Origin of the sequence: Gracilibacillus sp. D59 (genome assembly GCF_052246695.1) — a bacterium.
Lineage (GTDB): Bacteria > Bacillota > Bacilli > Bacillales > Amphibacillaceae > Gracilibacillus.
Window position 1 is genome coordinate 1 of sequence record NZ_JBQQCK010000018.1, and the last position, 17,482, is coordinate 17,482.

The window sequence follows — 17,482 nt, forward strand, 5'->3', positions numbered from 1 at the left end:
ATATATCTACTGGTATAACAATGAACGTTCAAAATCAAAATTGACTGGATTGAGTCCAGTCGAATACCGAACTCAGTCCAGCCAATTAGCTGCATAATAAAAACTCTAACTTTTGGGGGTAACCACCATCCCCAAGCGTTTTTGTATGCTTTTTGTACTGTTATTGATGTTGCTAAAGTGACTGCGATTTAGTGTGATAATTTAACTGTTATTTAACATTTTCTCCACAGTATCAGAACTACTTAGTCACAGACATCTCTTCTTTTATAAGGTAGGAAAGTATATAAACATTGATATCACAGCGTTTTGGTATCCTATTAACGTTTAAAAATGTGTACTTAATAAAGATATCGTTGACTAGTGATGTTATTTATTATAAATGTTATTGTGTGCAAGGAAACCGTTTCGGCTGCCCACTTCAACTCCTGTGGGACTCGTTTGCCCTGAAGATCCACTTTTTTGAGCGGTTTTTGCTCGAAAAAGTTAGCTGAAGGGCAAACCCCACGGAAAGGGGAATGGGCAGCCGGAGTGGTGGTCATTCTGTTGTTATATTTCAAAATGGCTACTAATAGCAATCGCCACGTATTTACTTAGCATAAAGTTAAGGCTGGGCGGGTTTTGCTCAGTTTTTCTTAGGTTACACAGTAGAAATGCGCATAGGGAGAATAGTTGTACTGGGTACAATTTTGCTGAGAAAGCAGCCTATAAAACAGAGGTGAAAGTATTAGGTGATTAGGTGGTCATCTGATGTTTGGGGGCCATGGTGAAAAACTTATTATAGATTTTTGCTGTAATTCCCAGCTTGCCTCATAGGTCAACCTAAACTCTTCCAAAAATAGGGTTGTATTTTCCAATTGGTTGGTGTATGATTAAAACATGGTAAAAATTGCATATATTCTTATCCAGAGAGACGGAGGGATTTGGCCTTATGATGTCTCAGCAACCAGTCATTTTTGACACGGTGCTAATTCCAATAGATAAGAGGATTGACTTTCGTTCATGGTAAAGGCCTTCTTCTTAGAAGGTCTTTTTTTACTGGGTAAGATATGCTAACCAAAAATTATTTTCATTATAAGGAGAGGTAGTATGACAACAAAAACAGTAACAGCACCATTTAGAGCAGATCATGTAGGTAGTTTATTACGCCCGGATAATTTATTGAAGGCGAGAAAGGATTATCAGGAAGGTAATATCACAAGAGATCAATTACGTGAAGTGGAAAATAAAGAAATTGCTCGCATTGTTGACAAGCAGATTGAAGTAGGATTGGACCTCGTATCAGACGGCGAATTCCGCCGTCGTTTCTGGCACACAGACTTCTTAGAACATTTAAATGGAGTTGAAGGATACGTACCAGAAGTAGGTTATATTTTTAATGGGAATGAAGAAACAGAACGATATAATATTCGAAACAATGGTAAAATTTCATTTAATCCCAATCATCCATTTATCCAGGACTTTAAAGAATTTAATGCATTTGTAGATGGTCGTGCGGTAGCCAAGCAAACTATTCCAAGTCCTAATCAGTTATTCAATGAAGGAATTCGTGATGTTAGCATTTACCCGGATATTGAGGACTTTGCTGAAGACGTAATCCAAGCATATCGTGATGCGGTTAAAGCCTTTTATGATGCAGGTGTGCGTTATTTACAGTTTGATGATGTCTATATTGCAGGATTGTCTTCACCTGATATTCCGTTTAACGATGGTGATTTTTCACGCGAGTTTTTAATTGATCTTGCATTAAGAGTAGTTAATGGAGTCTTAGAAGATAAACCAAGTGATCTTGTTGTCACTACTCATTTATGCCGAGGAAACTATCGTTCGAATTGGGCCTTTGAAGGAAGCTATGATTTAATTGCTCCAACCCTTTTTGCAAAGGAAAAAGTGGATGGCTTTTTCTTAGAATATGATGATGATCGTTCTGGCGGATTCAAGCCATTGGAACATATCCCAAATAACGGAGCACGTGTTGTTCTTGGATTAATAACATCAAAAAATGGTGAACTAGAAGACAAAGAACAAATTAAAGCACGAGTGGAAGAAGCATCAAAATACGTACCACTTGAACAACTATGCCTAAGCCCACAATGTGGTTTTGCATCTACCCATCATGGAAATAAATTAACCGAACAAGACCAATGGAACAAACTTCAATATATCGTCCAAATCACAAAAGAAATTTGGGGTTAATGAGATACAGCATATTCTACTTTATCTAGTTTAATTTCTTTTTCGTTCGATATCTGTAGACGAGATTTTGAGAGTAAACAATTATAAAAATTAGAATCAAAAAGGAATCAGAAAGAATAAAGTAAGAAGCCATTGGCCTTAGTGCTGATGGCTTTTTACTATGATATAATGGCTTTTCCTAACGATTACATTTTTATACAGCTGTGTTAAAATGATGGTACAATAACCATAAAAAAGAGGTAGTAAGATGAGGCGAATCCGTATGTATTTAATGATTTTTTTGTTTTTGGTTGTTTCAGGCTTAATTGCAAAAGCATATTACGATACGAATTTTTTTAAGGTTGAAGAACTTACTATAACGACATCAAAGCTGGGAACAAATCAGTCTTTTACTGTTTTGCAATTAACTGATTTACATAATAAACAATTTGGAAATCATAATGAGCAACTGTTGCATGAGATCGAACAATTAGATGCTGATGTCATTGTTATTACAGGAGACTTAATTGACAGAAAAACGGATGATTTAAAAAATACTTTTGAATTTGTGGAAAAATTAACAGCGATTAATAACAGTGTCTACTTTGTATCTGGAAACCATGAATGGGAAAATCCGTTGCAAGAATCTTTTTTTCAAGGACTTACTGCTAAGGGAATTGAAATAATCGATAATCAAAACCGTTTCATGGAAATTGGCGAGATTCCTTTCCAATTGATCGGTGTAGGAGATCCTTCCACTGAACATGACAATCTCGACCATGCTATGGAAGGGCTGAACAAGGATTATGTTACATTTCTGTTATCTCATGCACCCGATCTATCTCGTACTTCTTATCCAGATCCGATTGATTTAATATTAAGCGGTCATACTCATGGAGGACAAATACGTTTTCCATTAATCGGTGCTATTGCCGCTCCTGGACAAGGTTTTTTCCCGAAATTTGATAAAGGGTTATTTGAATTGAAAGAACGTCAACAGTTATACATTGATAGTGGATTGGGTACGAGTGTGATTGATGTGAGAATGTTTAATCAAAGTCAGATGACGCTGATTACAGTAAAGGGTGTTGATAAATGAAGCGATTAATGTTGTTCGTCGTGCTTGCATGTATCTCGATGGCAGCAATTGAACTATACATTGCTCCTAATTATCTGGTTAAATCAATTTGTAAATTGTTACTTTACTTGTTAGTCCCTTATCTATATATTCGGTTTGTTGCCCATTTATCGTTTAAAGACATATTTTCCTTTAAAATGAAATACATGCAACTACCGATTATTCTCGCAAGTGGTGTGGCTATTATTATTTTATCGGCGTATTGGATCATCGGTGGTTTCTTTGACTTTTCCAATGTGACCGTTATGTTGAAGGACAATATGGCAGTTAATAAAAGTAACTTCCTTTTTGTTGCGATCTATATTGCACTCGTTAATTCGTTGCTAGAGGAATTTTTCTTTCGTGGCTTTGCATTTTTAGCATTGTTAAAAATGACCACTAGACGAATAGCATATCTGTTTAGTGCGGGGGTTTTTGCTCTTTATCATGTTGCGATGATGACAGATTGGTTTTCTATTTACTTATTTGTCCTCATCCTATTTAGCTTATTTGTTGCCGGCCTGCTATTTAATAAACTGGATGAAAAGGCAGACAGTATCTTGCCTTCCTGGCTTGTTCACATCAGTGCAAATATTTCTATCAACTTGATTGGGATGATGTTATTCGGAGTCATTTAAAGTAAAGTTGTAATCAAGCAAAGGTAATAATAACCGCAGAAAATTTGAATTAAAGTTAAATCATTAAGTTAAACGGACATCCTTTTTCCTTAATTCGTGCTGGTACAGTTTGAATCGTAAATTTCCTAGGGTCTAATGTTTCATTTACTTCATTCCAATATAATGGTGTAGCGACAGTTGCTTCTTTTGTTGCTCTTGTAGAATAAGGAGCAATGATCGTCTTTCCTGCTGCGTGCTGTACATAATCTATATAAAGACGGTTACCACGATTTTTCTTTAAGCGCTCAATTGTAAAAAGATCCGGGTTAGAGTCAACTAATACTTTTGCAGTCGCTTCCATCAATGTTCTCGTTTCATTGTAGGTCATATTATTAATTGGTATATGAATTTGCAAACCAGTTCTTCCTGATGTTTTGACGAAAGGTGTAAAGCCTTGATGCTCCATCATTTCTTTAATTAAACGAGCAGCTTGCACAGCAATAGGAAACTGATTCAACGATGGTGGATCAAGATCAAAGACAATTTCTTCGGGATCCGATTTATTCATTTTATTAAATGGAACATGAAATTCTAAACCACCATGATTTCCAAACCAGATTAAGCTTTGCAGATCCTGACAGACTATATCCATTTCTTCATCATCACCTGGGATGGTTTGAATAAAAGATGGCGCATAATCTGGTAAGTGTTTTTGATAAAACGAGTGCTCATGAATGCCATCCGGATAACGGATTAATGTCAGCCTGCGATCTCTTAGTCCTGGTAACATAAGAGGTGCGATCCATCTTAGGTAACACAAGTAATCCAATTTGGTGACAGCAGGAAATAATTCTTTTTCTAATCGGGACAGGTTAACCGTTGCTGGGAATTGTGCCAATCCCTGATCAACAGTATTTTGATTACAATCTGTCGGTTCGATATCAAAACGAAATTGATGAAAAACTGGTTCGCGAAGTTCTTGATCTTTAGCATTCAGACAATTGATATCCATACAAATAGAAGGATCGATTTTCCAAGTTGTTCCGTTTACCTTCTGACCATAGCGTTTAAAAAAAGTTGTTAACGTTACTTTTTCTTGTTGTTCCAAACCATTTTTACATTTTCCAAGAACATAGAGTGTTTCGTCCTGAAAATATTGCAATGTAAAATAATCATTTTCGGTATTCCAATTGGTAACGATACTTGGGATAGTCCGGAAATTTTTTATTTTTAGCCACGTTTTGCTGCGTTTTCCATCTGTATAAACAGCTTTCTTTTGTTTGGCAACCACTCCTTCTGCTTGATGTACATCGACGACTTCGTGAATAGCTGCCAGATTTTCAAAGGTAGGAGCCTTTCGAATCCTTCCCGTTACACTGTCCAGAATAGAGGATAACAACTGATCTCGTTTCGAAAAGCTTTTCTTTCGTACATTTTGATTTGCAGATTCTAATATATCAAAGGCTACAAAAGTAGCAGGACGCTTTTGACTATATATTTTTATATTCTTTTTTAACCTGGACCGTGTTTGTATTTGCTCAAAATCCGTGCGATAGTCTGTGATCGAAATGATTAATTCACCATCAAAAAATAATGGTAGGTATGCTTGGAATGTAGAGATGTGTTGTTGACACCATAAAATAATTTCAGGAAATGAACTGTTTAGATTATGGCCGTTTCGACTCCATAAGTTGACTTCTTCATCGGTCCATTGTAAACCACAGCGAAATCCATCGTATTTCACTTGATAGATCCACTCCTTACCTGAGGGTGCTTCGTTAATAAGTGTCGGCAGCATCGGTTTCCACATAGCATAGACTCCTTTTATCGATCATTAGTTAGCAATATTTTTGTCAAACTATTGCATGATTATGTCATAAAAAGAAAAACTACCGATAAAAGAGGTGATAAATATGCATACGATGTGGAAAGGAACCATTAGTTTCGGTCTTGTTAACATACCAGTCAAACTTCATTCAGCAACGGAAAACAAGGATATTAAGCTCAGAAATTTGCATAAGGAATGTCAATCCCCTGTGAAATATGAAAAAGTATGTCCTGTCTGTGAAAAAGAGGTAGAACAAGATGATATTGTGAAAGGGTTTGAATATACGAAAAATAAATTTGTTATACTGGAAGATGAGGATTTAGAAGCGTTAAAGGAAGAAAAAGAGGATAAGGCGGTCGACATTGTTGATTTTGTGAAATTAGAAGAGATTGATCCAATCTATTTTGATCGCAGTTATTATTTGTCCCCAAATGATGGTGGGTCTAAAGCATATGGATTATTACGTAAAGCTCTCGAAGAAACTGGGAAAATAGGTTTGGCAAAAATAACAATCCGTTCTAAGGAACACTTAGCAGTAGTCCGGATTTATCAAAATACGCTAGTGATGGAGACGATCTATTATCCTGATGAAGTCCGGGACTTTCAAGAAGTGCCTAATGTTCCAGAGGAGTCAAATATCGTTGAAAAAGAATTGGAGACCGCTAAGTTATTAATTGATCAATTATCGACAGAATTTGAACCTGAAAAGTATCATGATGAGTATCGAACGGCATTAATAGAACTAATTGAACAGAAGAAAAATGGTGAAGAGATTTCCACAGCAAAAGAACCTGCAAAAAAAGACAATGTTACAGACCTGATGGAAGCTCTCGAAAAATCATTAAACAAAACGCAAAAAGGGAAAAAGAAAACGACAACGAAGCGGAAGAAAACAACCAAAAAAACAGCTTCACAAAAAGCAAAGGCAAACTAAAACCCGGACAAAGTCCGGGTTTTCTTACATTAAAATAAAGATAAAATGGCACTGAATTCATAAACTGCGAAGTTTTTACTTTTATATTTTGCTTCTTCCATTTTTTATTGATGAGTGCTTGATCGTCGCCGTGGAAAAAATACTCTCTTTCACCCAAGTGCAACATCTACTCAACCAAAGGTCGCTTTCTTTGTGTTTTCTATGCGTCAGCCTCCTCAGAAGCCCAAAAGCTTCTTGCGGTGTCTTCAGTTGCTGTTCCGCAGGAGTGTCGCATTATCCGAAGCGGTTATTCTAGCGCTCCATATGGAAAAGAAAGGAAGAAAGTCTTGCTCTGAGAATTCCCATATCTAATTCGAATCAAATAACTAGCGAAGCATCGTCTGGTTTTTTCGTTTTAAAAATACATATTTGTATTTCTTTCACCACATTTATTTTTTTCGAGTTATGGGAAGGGCCTCATTCTGTTGGTAAATATGAATACATGATATCATAGAAATAAGATATTTAATAAAGGAGAAATAATTATGAGTATGAAACGAATGATTATAATGGAGATCATTTACTCGATTATTTTAGGCATTGTTTTCGGAATCGTATTTAAAAATTTTTGGTTAGGTATGCTTGGAGGTTTAGCTGTAGGAGTAACTATGATCGTGATCATGAGCGTGTTCATTAAGAAAAATAACAATAATCAAGAAAATAATTCCACACAATAAAGTACATAATTTAACGTTAAACATAGAATACTATCCTCAATAAATAGGTAAGGAGGATTTAAAAATGGATGCACAGCGCGCTCAAGAAATTTTGGATTCACCTGATATGCGTAATGTTACGTACAATGGGAATAACGTATATATAGAGCATGTCGATCAAGGTACAGGACATTGCACCGTCCACCCGATCGAAAATCCCGAACAAAAATATATGGTGACTGTAGAACAATTACAGGAGCATTAAGAAAAGCTTAGTGGCTCTCCTTTAATACGTATGTCTTTCACACGTATACACGACGAAGATTAGACATCTTCATTTATACTTATTTTGCTATAATAAAAACAACACCTCATTTATTAGAATAACTTAATGTAATGAGGTGTTGTTTCCTTACGAGTTAATATAATTATAAAATAATTTATATTTTATAATTATATTGCAGGAATTAGCCGATTCATATCGAATATTATATAGTATAACGAGCAAAATTTTGCACTAGTGAAAATTTATCCCGTTTATTTGTGTCTATATTAGTGTCTAGTTAGTTTGAATTCAAAAGGTTATTTTCTACTCGGGGGATGCGTAATGCAATGGTTTGAACCTTATCCACTCTATCTATTAATAATGGCTTTTTTTATTTTGTTTCTATCAATTGTACTTTTAAAAAAGCCAAACAATCTTGTGCGAATATTTTTATCTGTTAGTTTAATCTTTTCAAGTTTATTTATGATTTCTACTGCCTTTGAGTTATACATCGATGATTTAGATGCAATGCAATGGTTAAGGAATATCCAGCAAATTGCATTATTTTTATGTCCAGTTTTTCTCTTTGGGTTTGCTAGAGAAATAGCTGAGCCAAATGCTGAAAAGAATATAATGTATATGACTTATTTAAGTGTTCCGGCAGTAACTGGCATTATTTTATTATTAACTAATCCGATTCACCATTGGATGAGATCAAGTGTAACAACACATACCGTCTGGGGTTTAAGCGAAATCATCATAAAGCCAACACCAATAGGAATTATTTTTATTTCTTATTTGCTATTTCTTACTCTGCTAGCGGTTTTTACTTTTATAAGAAATATGCACGATTTGCCATCACATCTTAGAACTAGTCATCTTTTATCCTCGGTTGCTATTTTACTTCCATTAGTATCTTTATGCGTATTACCTTTTTTGTCTGTGAAAATTCCTGGGCAAGTCGCTTTAGCATTTTCATTGATGAGTGTCCTACTAATTTTTATTTTCAAACGTTATGATTTTAATTCGATTTGGCCTGTGTCCCGTAATAAAATTTTAGAATCACTGGATGAAGGGATTATATTATTCGGCCCAAAATATACACTTCTAGAAATTAATCAGGCTGGTTATAGGCTGCTGAAAAGATGGATGCCCCGTCAACAGGAGAATTTAATGGTGGGACAGAAAGTGGATCAATTATTTACTAATAAAAGGATTTTGGAAGGGATTTATCAACATTTATCGATATCTTTTGAATGGAAGGTAGAGTTGGATGAAGAACTTTATCTACAGGTTAACATCGTGCCAATTGGATATTACGGACGTGACATAATGCTTGTAGTATTAACGGATATTACGGAAAAAAAATTAATAGAAAATCGTTTGTATACATTGGCTCATTATGATTCACTGACCAGTATATGTAATCGACATTCTTTCATTGAAAAGTATAATACTATGATGGAATCTAAAGAATTTCCTGTTTCCTTTTTATTAATGGACATTGATCATTTTAAGCAATTTAATGATCAGTACGGCCATATCATTGGTGATCAGGTGCTAAAGGAATTTGCTATTGCTTTAACTGAATTTTTTATGCCAACGAAATATTGTAGTATTGTTGGAAGAATTGGTGGAGAAGAGTTTGGCGTATTGTTACATAAGGATGCTGTCCAGGCAGGTGAACAAGCAAACCGCTTTCAACAAAAACTAACTGAACATTCTATATTTGTAAATGGTGAGCAACAAGAAAAAATTACTGTAAGTATTGGATTAAGCACTACTGACGAACCAATTAGCTTTGAAAAAATTTATAAAGAAGCAGATAAAGCACTTTACCAGGCGAAAAGAGCTGGAAGGGACCGAGTGGAAATGATTAATGCTTAAGGCAGCATTTATCAATGACAGATATAGTAAAAATTATGAAATGGGCATTATATGATGAAGTAAGTGTCTGATAACATACATTATCATATAAAAGTTAAACTTCAGAAAAATAGTCGATGAGCAAAAATAAGACAAAATTATTACTTAACTTATCTTATGGTCATGAAATATTACTTTTTACGACACGAAGAAGTCGTAATTTGCGGTTTCCCGGGTAATATTTTCGGGCACCGATTAAGTTCAATCGGTGCCCAGTCAATATCAATTATTTAATTTATTTGCGATCATTTCTTTATCTTCTTTAAATTTATGATGCGTTTGGTTAATCAACTCTTTAAATATTCCATTCATATTTTCCTCAAGTGAAGCAATGCCAACTCCAGTTATTCCACCTTTGACACAAACTTTTTCAATCAATTCATTCAAGGTGAAATGATCTTCGGATAACAGTTTTCCATACCCAATAAACATTTTTTCCATCAATTGAGTCGCTTGTTCTGCTGTGATTTCTGTCTGTTTGACAGCATCCTTGATATAATTTTCTGCTAAAAACGAAAAAAAGGCAGGTCCACAAGACACAATATCTGATGCAATTCTCATGATGTTTTCCTCGATTTCCACTGGCTCTGAAAAGTAATGACACCTTTTGATAAGTAATTCTTTTCTGAAAGAGTCTACTCTATTACCGAACGTTAATAGTGTGACACCTGCCAGAGCATAATTTGTAATACTCGGAACCATTCGAGCTACCTGGCAATCGACAAGTGATTCAATTTCTTCTACTGACATTGCACTTGTTATCGATACTAATAATTGTTTTTCATCCAATAATGGTTTGATTTCTCTTAATACATCTATCATTTCTACTGGTTTTACGCATAAAAAAATCGTATCGACATTTTCAATTAACTCAAATATATTTTCTTTTACGTGAATATGTGGATAGTTTTGTTGGATTGCATATGCTTTTTCTGCTGTGCGATTAGTGATATAAAGACTTTCCTGATCAATTACGTTCGATTCAAGAAAGGCAGTTACTAAAACTGCTCCCATATTACCGGTCCCAATTAAACCCCATTTCATTTCATCTCGCCTCCTGGATAGTTTCTAAGACTATCCTATGAACAACTTTACTATTCTATGATAAAGGAATGATAATCATGTCTTGGATATTAAAAAATTGGTATATAGTATTAGTAGTTGCAGCCATCATTATCTGGTTAATCATTGACCCTTCAATAACAGAAAAAAAAGAGGTAGCTAATCAAATAGTCGAAGAAAATAATCTTGAGCTTCCAGATGATAAGGAAAAAGTTCCGACTGAATATAAGATCGATATTAAAGGTGAAATTAAAAGTCCAGGGGTTTATCCAGTTACGGAAAATGACCGAGTTGAGGATGCGATCCAGTTAGCTGGAGGTTTTACTAAGGAAGCAAATAAACAATCGATTAATTTAGCTGAAAGAGTATATGATGAAATGGTAATATATGTACCTGCGAAAGGGGAGACTCCAGAAAAAACAAATGTGGTGCAGGGGGTGCAAGATGAAGATCCAAAAGTAAAGGTTAATATAGCATCTGCTGAAGAAATGCAAGCCATACCAGGGATTGGGGAAGTTAAAGCAAATGCTATCATTGAATACAGAGAAACCAATGGGCCGTATGAAAAGCTGGAGGATTTAACTAAAGTATCAGGAATAGGTGATAAAACAGTAGAGAGAATGAAAGAATATATCAGAATTCCATAATGTTATTGACGCTTTCCCGCCAGATCGGTACACTTCTATATATGAGTAAAAAGAAAGGGTGTTTTAAATGGAAAGAATTTCCTGGCATCAATATTTTATGGCCCAAAGTCATCTGTTAGCTCTGCGAAGCACTTGTCAGCGTTTAATGGTAGGTGCAACAATTGTAAGGGACAAGCGTATTATTGCTGGAGGGTATAATGGAAGTGTTTCTGGTAGTGTTCATTGCATTGATGAAGGATGTTATGTAATTGACGGTCATTGTGTGCGTACTATTCATGCAGAAATGAATGCTCTTTTACAATGCGCAAAATTTGGTGCTTCAACAGAAAATGCAGAGATTTATGTTACACATTTCCCTTGTTTGAATTGTTGTAAAGCAATAATTCAAAGTGGAATTAAAACGGTTTATTATGCAGAAGATTATAAAAATCATCCATATGCAGTGGAATTGTTTGAGGAAGTTGGTGTCCATGTTGAAAAAGTGGAATTAGATCAGCATTATATTTCATTGAAACCATAATAGTAAGTTTAGGAGAGGGAGGTGATGATTGCTTGTATCAGCGATTACATTGGTTTGTATTATTATATGTGATCTGTTTTGTGATGAAAGATGTTAGTGTGAAATGGTTTGTGGTTATTTTAGGAATGATTACTGTTTATTTGATTTACTTGCTTCGATTTCCTAAATTGCTTATTACCTCGCTCATCGTATTTGGGCTATTTTCTTTTTATCAAATACCTTCCTTAAATCCGCATGATGATACAATAGAAACCTCCAATACTAAAATTCAAGGGAATATTTCATCCTTAGTAGAACAAAAAAGTCAATTTTTACGCTTTAATTTTCGATCTTCTGCTCATCAGCTTATCGAAGTGTATTATTTTACTGAATCTGAAGATAATTCAGACAAGTTATCCTCATTTCTCACCGGCGCTTCATGTACATTATATGGAACATTTCAAAAAATCCCCACTGCTCGTAATCCTGGACAATTTGATTATAAGAACTATTTAGCTTCACAAGGCATTGAAAAACAATTTGTTATCGAATCGTTGGATCAAAGCAAATGTGAAGGCCAATCGTCTTGGCAAAAGATATATGACGTACGGAATCAAGTATTAGATCATATTGAAAATAATGTGAGTATTTTTACATATGCCTGGTTTTCTGCGTTGCTATTTGGGGATCGGGATCACTTAGAAGATGATGTCATAACCTTATTTCAAAATTGGAATCTCACCCATTTACTAGCTATCTCAGGTTTACATGTAGGGTTAATTCTGGCAATTGTCTACTTTATATTATTATGTATATGTCGAATTACTATCGAAAAAATTCAAATTTTAATAGTGTGTTTATTGTTTATCTATCCAGCAATGGCAGGTGGAGCACCGTCTGTCTGGCGAGCAAGTCTGTTAGCGATCATCATAATAGTACTTTCTAAGTCACCTATTCGTCTAGCTACAACTGATATGTTAAGTTTAGTTTTTATCATTCTAGTGATATTGGATAAATTCGTAATTTATTCGATTGCTTTCCAATTTAGTTTCATTGTTACATTTGGAATAATTTTATCAAGGAAAATGTTGGACGATGATGTTGGTTATATATGGGTACTACTTAGAATTTCTCTAATAAGTATGCTTGTTATATTGCCTATTCAGCTTTATCACTTTTATCAGTTTCAACCATTATCTGTATTTCTAAATCTGATTGTGATTCCATATTTTACAGTATTTGTGTTGCCGTTTTTATTTTTAATATTACTTGCTTCATTAATACCTTCCATCTTACCAATATTAGATATCATTTTTGTGCATCTCCATAGGGCAGTATTATCGGCTTTATCAGCAATTGATCATATGTTACAAACTCCATGGATGACCGGCGAATTTCCTATTTATTTTTTTCTACCTTTTTATATTGTACTATGGTTATTTTTTTATTATTTTGAAAAAAAACAATTGCGAAAAGCCCTTCAATTCGGAGTGTTATTAGTTAGTATACTAGTACTGACTAGTTTAAAGCCTTATTTTGATCCTAATGGATATATTACGGTACTGGATATTGGTCAGGGAGACGCTATTATTGTTGAATTACCCTACAGAAAAGGAGTATTTATATTTGATGCCGCTGGGAAAATGGCAGAAGACTTTTCTGATGCATCATCTGAAACCTTTGATCAGGTAATTGATCCATTTATGAAATTTAAAGGTATTAATAAAATAGATGCAATCATATTGTCGCATGCTGATCATGATCACGTAGGCAGTGTACCATATATTTTAGCTGATTATCAGGTCGATTATGTGATCACAAGTCCTTATTTTGATACGGAATTAATTCAACAATACAAGAACTTAGATACTGAAGCACAATTTTTCACTGTAAAGGCAGGAGATACGTTTGAGCTTCAACAGCAAACATTTGACGTCTATTATCCGGAGCGGAATCAATTTGATAAAAATGAAAACTCTCTTGTCATTAGTAGTACATTTGGGGAAGATACATGGTTATTCACAGGGGATTTAGGAGAAGTAGGAGAAGCAGAAATTATAAAAAAGAATCCAACGCTAAAAGCAGATGTGTTAAAAGTTGCCCATCATGGTAGTAATACATCAACTTCTATATCTTTTTTGAAAGCGATTGAAGCAAATTTAGCCTTGATATCGGTAGGTGAAAACAATAGCTATGGTCATCCACATAAAGAAGTATTGGAAAATTTGGAAAGAAATAAAGTAAAAGTAATGAGAACAGATCAGCATGGTGCGATAATTTATAAATTCACGGAAGAAAGAGGAACAGTTTTTCCTTTTTTACCATAACATACAGTAGAAAATAAAAAACGAGACTAAATCATTAGCCTCGTTCCCTATTTATGAACCAATTGCATCGAAAATAACACCAATAAAGAAAATAATCATAAAGAATAAAAACGAGAATACAAAACCAAAACCAGCATCAAAAATGTCGTGTCGTTTCGACTGAACTTCTTTTTCAAATTCATTCATTGCTTATTACCTCCTTAAAATATTGAGTTGAAATAAATTTCAATACTTCTGATTGTAAGTAATATCAACGATTACCCGTTGTAATTACTTAAATTTTTTCATCCATATCTCAGGATTCCCTTACTTAGCAAGAGTTAACACCTATATATTTCGGGGTATCAGGTCAATCTATATATAAGAAAATATCGCAGCTTGATTAGATGCCTAGGGCTAATGAAGTTGCGTTGATATAGATTGCAGAGGGAAGGATGATTACTCCTCCCTCTTTTTTATTCTTATGTATTATATAGGTATTTACAGTCTGACATCTTTTCATCAGTTAAATCTTATTATACAATAAAACATATTCAGTTTTTTTTCAACTTTTTATCATGATTGAGACATTATTTTAAGAAAAATGATACATATTTGGGGATGAGTAAATGAGTTATTTAGCTTGTATTGAAGAAATGAAGAAGGGGAAAATTGAACCCGTATATTATTTTTATGGTACTGAGACATATATGATTGAAGCCTTAAAACAGTCATTAATTTCTAATGGTATGGCCCAGGATGAACAAGATACCAATTTGTCTATATATGATTTGGAAGAAATGCCGATACAGGAAGTAGTTACGGATGCAGAAACATTTCCTTTCCTTGGGGAAAGAAAGATTATTATTGCTACAAATGCAGATTTTTTAAGGGCAAAAACAGTGAAAACGGAAATCGAGCATCAGCCACAAGTGCTAATTGATTACATACAAAATCCTGCTCCATATTCTGTTTTAGTGATGATAGCTCCTTACGAAAAAGTCGATGAACGAAAAAAAGTAGTCAAACAACTGAAAAAGGCGGCAAAAACAGTTGCATGTGAACCATTAAAGGAATGGAATATGCAAGAAGTGATCGGTACAATTGCCAAAGAACATGGAGTAAGCATTTCGGAAGAAGTAATGACATATTTTATTAACGAAATCGGAACAAATTTAATGATTATTCATTCTGAAATGGAAAAGCTTGCATTATATGTGGGTGAAGGAAATGAAATTAGACTGGAAGATGCAGAACTATTATTATCTAGTCAGGAAAATAGTTCGGCGTTAAAATTAATGGATGCTATTATGGCAAATGATTTGGCGAAAGCAATGGATATCACCAAAGATTTAGAAAAAATGAATGAGGATCCGATAGCTTTGATAGCGCTTGTGGCATCACAATTCAGGACATTGCTACATGTGAAGTTATTGAAGCAAAAAGGGTACACACAACAACAAATGGCTAGTCAGTTAAAGATTCACCCATATGTTGCTAAGTTGTCGATTCAGCGTCAAAATAAGTTTCAAGTTAAAGAATTAAAAGAAGCGATTGATCTTTTAACCGAAACAGATGCTCAAATAAAATCCGGCCGAATGGATAAGTCACTCGCCTTCGAGTTGTTACTATATCGATTGATTTCCAAACGGAAGATAGTGTCTTAGTGGAATGATCTTATTTAAAAAAGATAAACTGCGAACCAGTGAAAAGTCATATTGAGTGAGACAACCCTAGTAAGAAGAAATCCATAGAATATAATTTCGAAGAGTTCTGATAATAAAAACCACAACAGCTTTGTCTGTTGTGGTTTTTTATTATGCGCTTAGTCCGTTTACTTTCTGTGCTAAGCGAGATTTTTGACGGTTACCTTTGTTTTGGTGAATAAGTCCTTTTTGTACGGCTTTGTCAATTTTTTTCACTGCAGTTTCTAATGCAGTTTTTGCATTTTCAACATCATTGTTTGCTACTAATGCTTCCACTTTCTTAATATGTGAACGCATATCTGCTTTTACGGTTTGATTTTGTTGACGGTGATCTTCATTCACACGAACACGTTTAATTGCTGATTTAATATTTGCCAATGTCTTCACCTCCATCTTGCTTCTTACCCTATCTTAAGTTAGGTCAAATGACATTTTACCAAAGCTTAAGCAAGTTTTCAATAAAAATTGTTGTTTCATCAGAAATAACTCACCGTGTATCTTTTCAGAACTACTCGGTAAAACTATAAAAAATGTCTGAGGAGGATGATACTGTGAAAGATCAATCATTTGAAGTAAGAACAGATTTAGCAGTGGAAGCAAAAGATATGTATGTCGAAAAAGATGAAAACAAAGAACAGCAAATAGCCGGTGTAACAATAAATGAAAAGCGAATCGGAAATATAGAAGTAACCAATGTCGAAGTAGATGAGCAAGGTGCAAAAAATATTGGGAAAAGTCCTGGTTCTTATCATACGATTTATTCCAATGCAATAAAAAAACAAGATACAAAATCCCAGGAAGAAACAGCAAAAGTAATAGCCCAACAATTACTTGAATTAATGGATAAAAATCAAGTGGCAAAGGATGCTTCAGGGTTAATCGTCGGTTTAGGAAATCGAAACGTAACACCCGATGCTTTAGGCCCGCTAGCGATTGATAAAGTACTTGTTACAAATCATTTGTTTGTTCACGAACCTCAGTATGTACAGGAAGGTTATCGCAAAGTAGCAACGATTAACCCTGGTGTAATGGGAGTTACTGGTATTGAAACGAGTGACATTATTAAAGGTGTCATTGAGAAATATAAACCAGGTTTCGTAATTGCTATTGACGCTCTCGCTTCTCGTTCTATTGAAAGAGTGAATGCAACCATACAATTATCAGACTCTGGAATTCACCCTGGTTCAGGAGTTGGTAACAAACGAAAAGAATTAAGTAAAGAGACATTAGGTGTACCTGTTTTCGCTATCGGTGTGCCTACGGTGGTAGACGCTGTTACGATTACAAGTGATGCGATTGACTATGTGTTCAAACACATCGGTAAAGAATGGCGTGAAAAAGATAAACCATCTAAATCCCTGACACCAGCAGGATTAAATTTTGGCGATCATTCTCTATCGGAAGAAGATCTACCACCAATTGAAAAAAGAGAGAAAATATTTGGAATGATCGGCTCTTTAAATGATCAAGAGAAACGTGCATTAATGAAAGAAGTACTGACACCTCTTGGACATAACTTAATGGTAACGCCTAAGGAAATTGATGGATACATTAAAGATATGGCTGATTTATTGGCTAAAGCCCTGAATGCAGCAATGCACGAAAACGTCAATATTAATAACTTTTCACAATATACAAGGTGAAAACAGGTTCTACTTTCTATTGAATCATCATAGTATCTACTAGATATGATAGAGGAGATAGAAAG

The 17,482-nt window shown here is 34.6% G+C and carries 16 protein-coding genes, 1 pseudogene and 1 riboswitch; of the genes and pseudogenes, 13 read left to right on the forward strand and 4 right to left on the reverse strand.

Features of this window, described 5'->3' with window-relative positions; genetic code table 11:
• From ACTWP4_RS21045 to ACTWP4_RS21060, 4 genes are all read left to right on the forward strand, one after another.
• A partial coding sequence (locus ACTWP4_RS21045) for an IS3 family transposase (RefSeq protein WP_443128304.1) occupies nucleotides 1–97 on the forward strand: 97 nt, incomplete at its 5' end.
• A 798-nt stretch (nucleotides 98–895) separates the two neighbouring features.
• A riboswitch (SAM riboswitch) is annotated at nucleotides 896–984 on the forward strand.
• Nucleotides 985–1,086: 102 nt separating this feature from the next.
• Entirely contained in the window at nucleotides 1,087–2,193 is a 1,107-nt protein-coding gene (locus tag ACTWP4_RS21050; RefSeq protein WP_443130750.1) for a 5-methyltetrahydropteroyltriglutamate--homocysteine S-methyltransferase, read from the forward strand.
• 247 nt (nucleotides 2,194–2,440) lie between these two features.
• Nucleotides 2,441–3,271 (forward strand): metallophosphoesterase, encoded by an 831-nt coding sequence (locus ACTWP4_RS21055; protein WP_443130751.1) that lies wholly within the window; start codon nucleotides 2,441–2,443, stop codon nucleotides 3,269–3,271.
• Nucleotides 3,268–3,927, forward strand: coding sequence for a CPBP family intramembrane glutamic endopeptidase (locus ACTWP4_RS21060; protein WP_443130752.1), 660 nt, complete (start codon nucleotides 3,268–3,270; stop codon nucleotides 3,925–3,927). Before ACTWP4_RS21055 ends, ACTWP4_RS21060 begins: the two co-directional genes overlap by 4 nt.
• Before the next feature lie 55 nt (nucleotides 3,928–3,982).
• Here ACTWP4_RS21060 and ligD read toward each other — a convergent pair whose 3' ends face one another.
• Nucleotides 3,983–5,716 carry a DNA ligase D gene (gene ligD, locus ACTWP4_RS21065; RefSeq protein ID WP_443130753.1) on the reverse strand — a complete coding sequence of 578 codons (1,734 nt, stop codon included), beginning with the start codon at nucleotides 5,714–5,716 and terminating at the stop codon, nucleotides 3,983–3,985.
• A 103-nt stretch (nucleotides 5,717–5,819) separates the two neighbouring features.
• Between ligD and ku the strand changes: the two genes are divergently transcribed.
• From ku to ACTWP4_RS21085, 4 genes are all read left to right on the forward strand, one after another.
• Complete coding sequence (gene ku / locus ACTWP4_RS21070) at nucleotides 5,820–6,668, forward strand: non-homologous end joining protein Ku (protein WP_443130754.1); 849 nt, start codon at nucleotides 5,820–5,822, stop codon at nucleotides 6,666–6,668.
• Nucleotides 6,669–7,192: 524 nt separating this feature from the next.
• Complete coding sequence (locus ACTWP4_RS21075; protein ID WP_443130755.1) at nucleotides 7,193–7,384, forward strand: hypothetical protein; 192 nt, start codon at nucleotides 7,193–7,195, stop codon at nucleotides 7,382–7,384.
• A gap of 64 nt (nucleotides 7,385–7,448) precedes the next feature.
• Entirely contained in the window at nucleotides 7,449–7,628 is a 180-nt protein-coding gene (locus tag ACTWP4_RS21080) for an H-type small acid-soluble spore protein (RefSeq protein WP_443130756.1), read from the forward strand.
• A 342-nt stretch (nucleotides 7,629–7,970) separates the two neighbouring features.
• Nucleotides 7,971–9,515, forward strand: a complete 1,545-nt coding sequence (locus tag ACTWP4_RS21085) for a diguanylate cyclase (protein WP_443130757.1) — start codon at nucleotides 7,971–7,973, stop codon at nucleotides 9,513–9,515.
• A gap of 261 nt (nucleotides 9,516–9,776) precedes the next feature.
• Here ACTWP4_RS21085 and comER read toward each other — a convergent pair whose 3' ends face one another.
• A complete protein-coding gene (comER, locus tag ACTWP4_RS21090) occupies nucleotides 9,777–10,598 on the reverse strand; it encodes a late competence protein ComER (protein WP_443130758.1) in 822 nt (273 codons plus the stop codon).
• A 77-nt stretch (nucleotides 10,599–10,675) separates the two neighbouring features.
• Here comER and ACTWP4_RS21095 point away from each other — a divergent pair, with 77 nt between their 5' ends.
• The 3 genes and pseudogenes from ACTWP4_RS21095 (at nucleotide 10,676) to ACTWP4_RS21105 (ending at nucleotide 14,089) form a co-directional block, all read left to right on the forward strand.
• Nucleotides 10,676–11,263, forward strand: coding sequence for a helix-hairpin-helix domain-containing protein (locus tag ACTWP4_RS21095; protein ID WP_443130759.1), 588 nt, complete (start codon nucleotides 10,676–10,678; stop codon nucleotides 11,261–11,263).
• A 67-nt stretch (nucleotides 11,264–11,330) separates the two neighbouring features.
• Nucleotides 11,331–11,777: pseudogene (locus ACTWP4_RS21100) on the forward strand (ComE operon protein 2); the annotation flags it as partial.
• A gap of 38 nt (nucleotides 11,778–11,815) precedes the next feature.
• Nucleotides 11,816–14,089, forward strand: a complete 2,274-nt coding sequence (locus ACTWP4_RS21105) for a DNA internalization-related competence protein ComEC/Rec2 (RefSeq protein ID WP_443130760.1) — start codon at nucleotides 11,816–11,818, stop codon at nucleotides 14,087–14,089.
• 51 nt (nucleotides 14,090–14,140) lie between these two features.
• Here the strand turns inward: ACTWP4_RS21105 and ACTWP4_RS21110 are convergent, their stop codons facing one another.
• Nucleotides 14,141–14,275 (reverse strand): YqzM family protein, encoded by a 135-nt coding sequence (locus tag ACTWP4_RS21110; protein ID WP_443130761.1) that lies wholly within the window; start codon nucleotides 14,273–14,275, stop codon nucleotides 14,141–14,143.
• A 422-nt stretch (nucleotides 14,276–14,697) separates the two neighbouring features.
• On the opposite strand from ACTWP4_RS21110, the gene holA reads away from it, so the two are divergent.
• Entirely contained in the window at nucleotides 14,698–15,735 is a 1,038-nt protein-coding gene (gene holA / locus ACTWP4_RS21115; RefSeq protein ID WP_443130762.1) for a DNA polymerase III subunit delta, read from the forward strand.
• A gap of 150 nt (nucleotides 15,736–15,885) precedes the next feature.
• Here holA and rpsT read toward each other — a convergent pair whose 3' ends face one another.
• Nucleotides 15,886–16,152 (reverse strand): 30S ribosomal protein S20, encoded by a 267-nt coding sequence (gene rpsT / locus ACTWP4_RS21120; RefSeq protein WP_443130763.1) that lies wholly within the window; start codon nucleotides 16,150–16,152, stop codon nucleotides 15,886–15,888.
• A 173-nt stretch (nucleotides 16,153–16,325) separates the two neighbouring features.
• Between rpsT and gpr the strand changes: the two genes are divergently transcribed.
• Entirely contained in the window at nucleotides 16,326–17,417 is a 1,092-nt protein-coding gene (gene gpr / locus ACTWP4_RS21125; RefSeq protein ID WP_443130764.1) for a GPR endopeptidase, read from the forward strand.
• The last annotated feature ends 65 nt before the right edge of the window (nucleotides 17,418–17,482 follow it).

Bases quoted from the DNA above. Each gene is read 5' to 3' on its own strand.
- ACTWP4_RS21050 (WP_443130750.1), top strand. From the start codon at position 1,087: ATGACAACAAAAACAGTAACAGCACCATTTAGAGCAGATCATGTAGGT.
- ACTWP4_RS21055 (WP_443130751.1), top strand. From the start codon at position 2,441: ATGAGGCGAATCCGTATGTATTTAATGATTTTTTTGTTTTTGGTTGTT.
- ACTWP4_RS21060 (WP_443130752.1), top strand. From the start codon at position 3,268: ATGAAGCGATTAATGTTGTTCGTCGTGCTTGCATGTATCTCGATGGCA.
- ligD (WP_443130753.1), bottom strand. From the start codon at position 5,716: ATGTGGAAACCGATGCTGCCGACACTTATTAACGAAGCACCCTCAGGT.
- ku (WP_443130754.1), top strand. From the start codon at position 5,820: ATGCATACGATGTGGAAAGGAACCATTAGTTTCGGTCTTGTTAACATA.
- ACTWP4_RS21075 (WP_443130755.1), top strand. From the start codon at position 7,193: ATGAGTATGAAACGAATGATTATAATGGAGATCATTTACTCGATTATT.
- ACTWP4_RS21080 (WP_443130756.1), top strand. From the start codon at position 7,449: ATGGATGCACAGCGCGCTCAAGAAATTTTGGATTCACCTGATATGCGT.
- ACTWP4_RS21085 (WP_443130757.1), top strand. From the start codon at position 7,971: ATGCAATGGTTTGAACCTTATCCACTCTATCTATTAATAATGGCTTTT.
- comER (WP_443130758.1), bottom strand. From the start codon at position 10,598: ATGAAATGGGGTTTAATTGGGACCGGTAATATGGGAGCAGTTTTAGTA.
- ACTWP4_RS21095 (WP_443130759.1), top strand. From the start codon at position 10,676: ATGTCTTGGATATTAAAAAATTGGTATATAGTATTAGTAGTTGCAGCC.
- ACTWP4_RS21110 (WP_443130761.1), bottom strand. From the start codon at position 14,275: ATGAATGAATTTGAAAAAGAAGTTCAGTCGAAACGACACGACATTTTT.
- holA (WP_443130762.1), top strand. From the start codon at position 14,698: ATGAGTTATTTAGCTTGTATTGAAGAAATGAAGAAGGGGAAAATTGAA.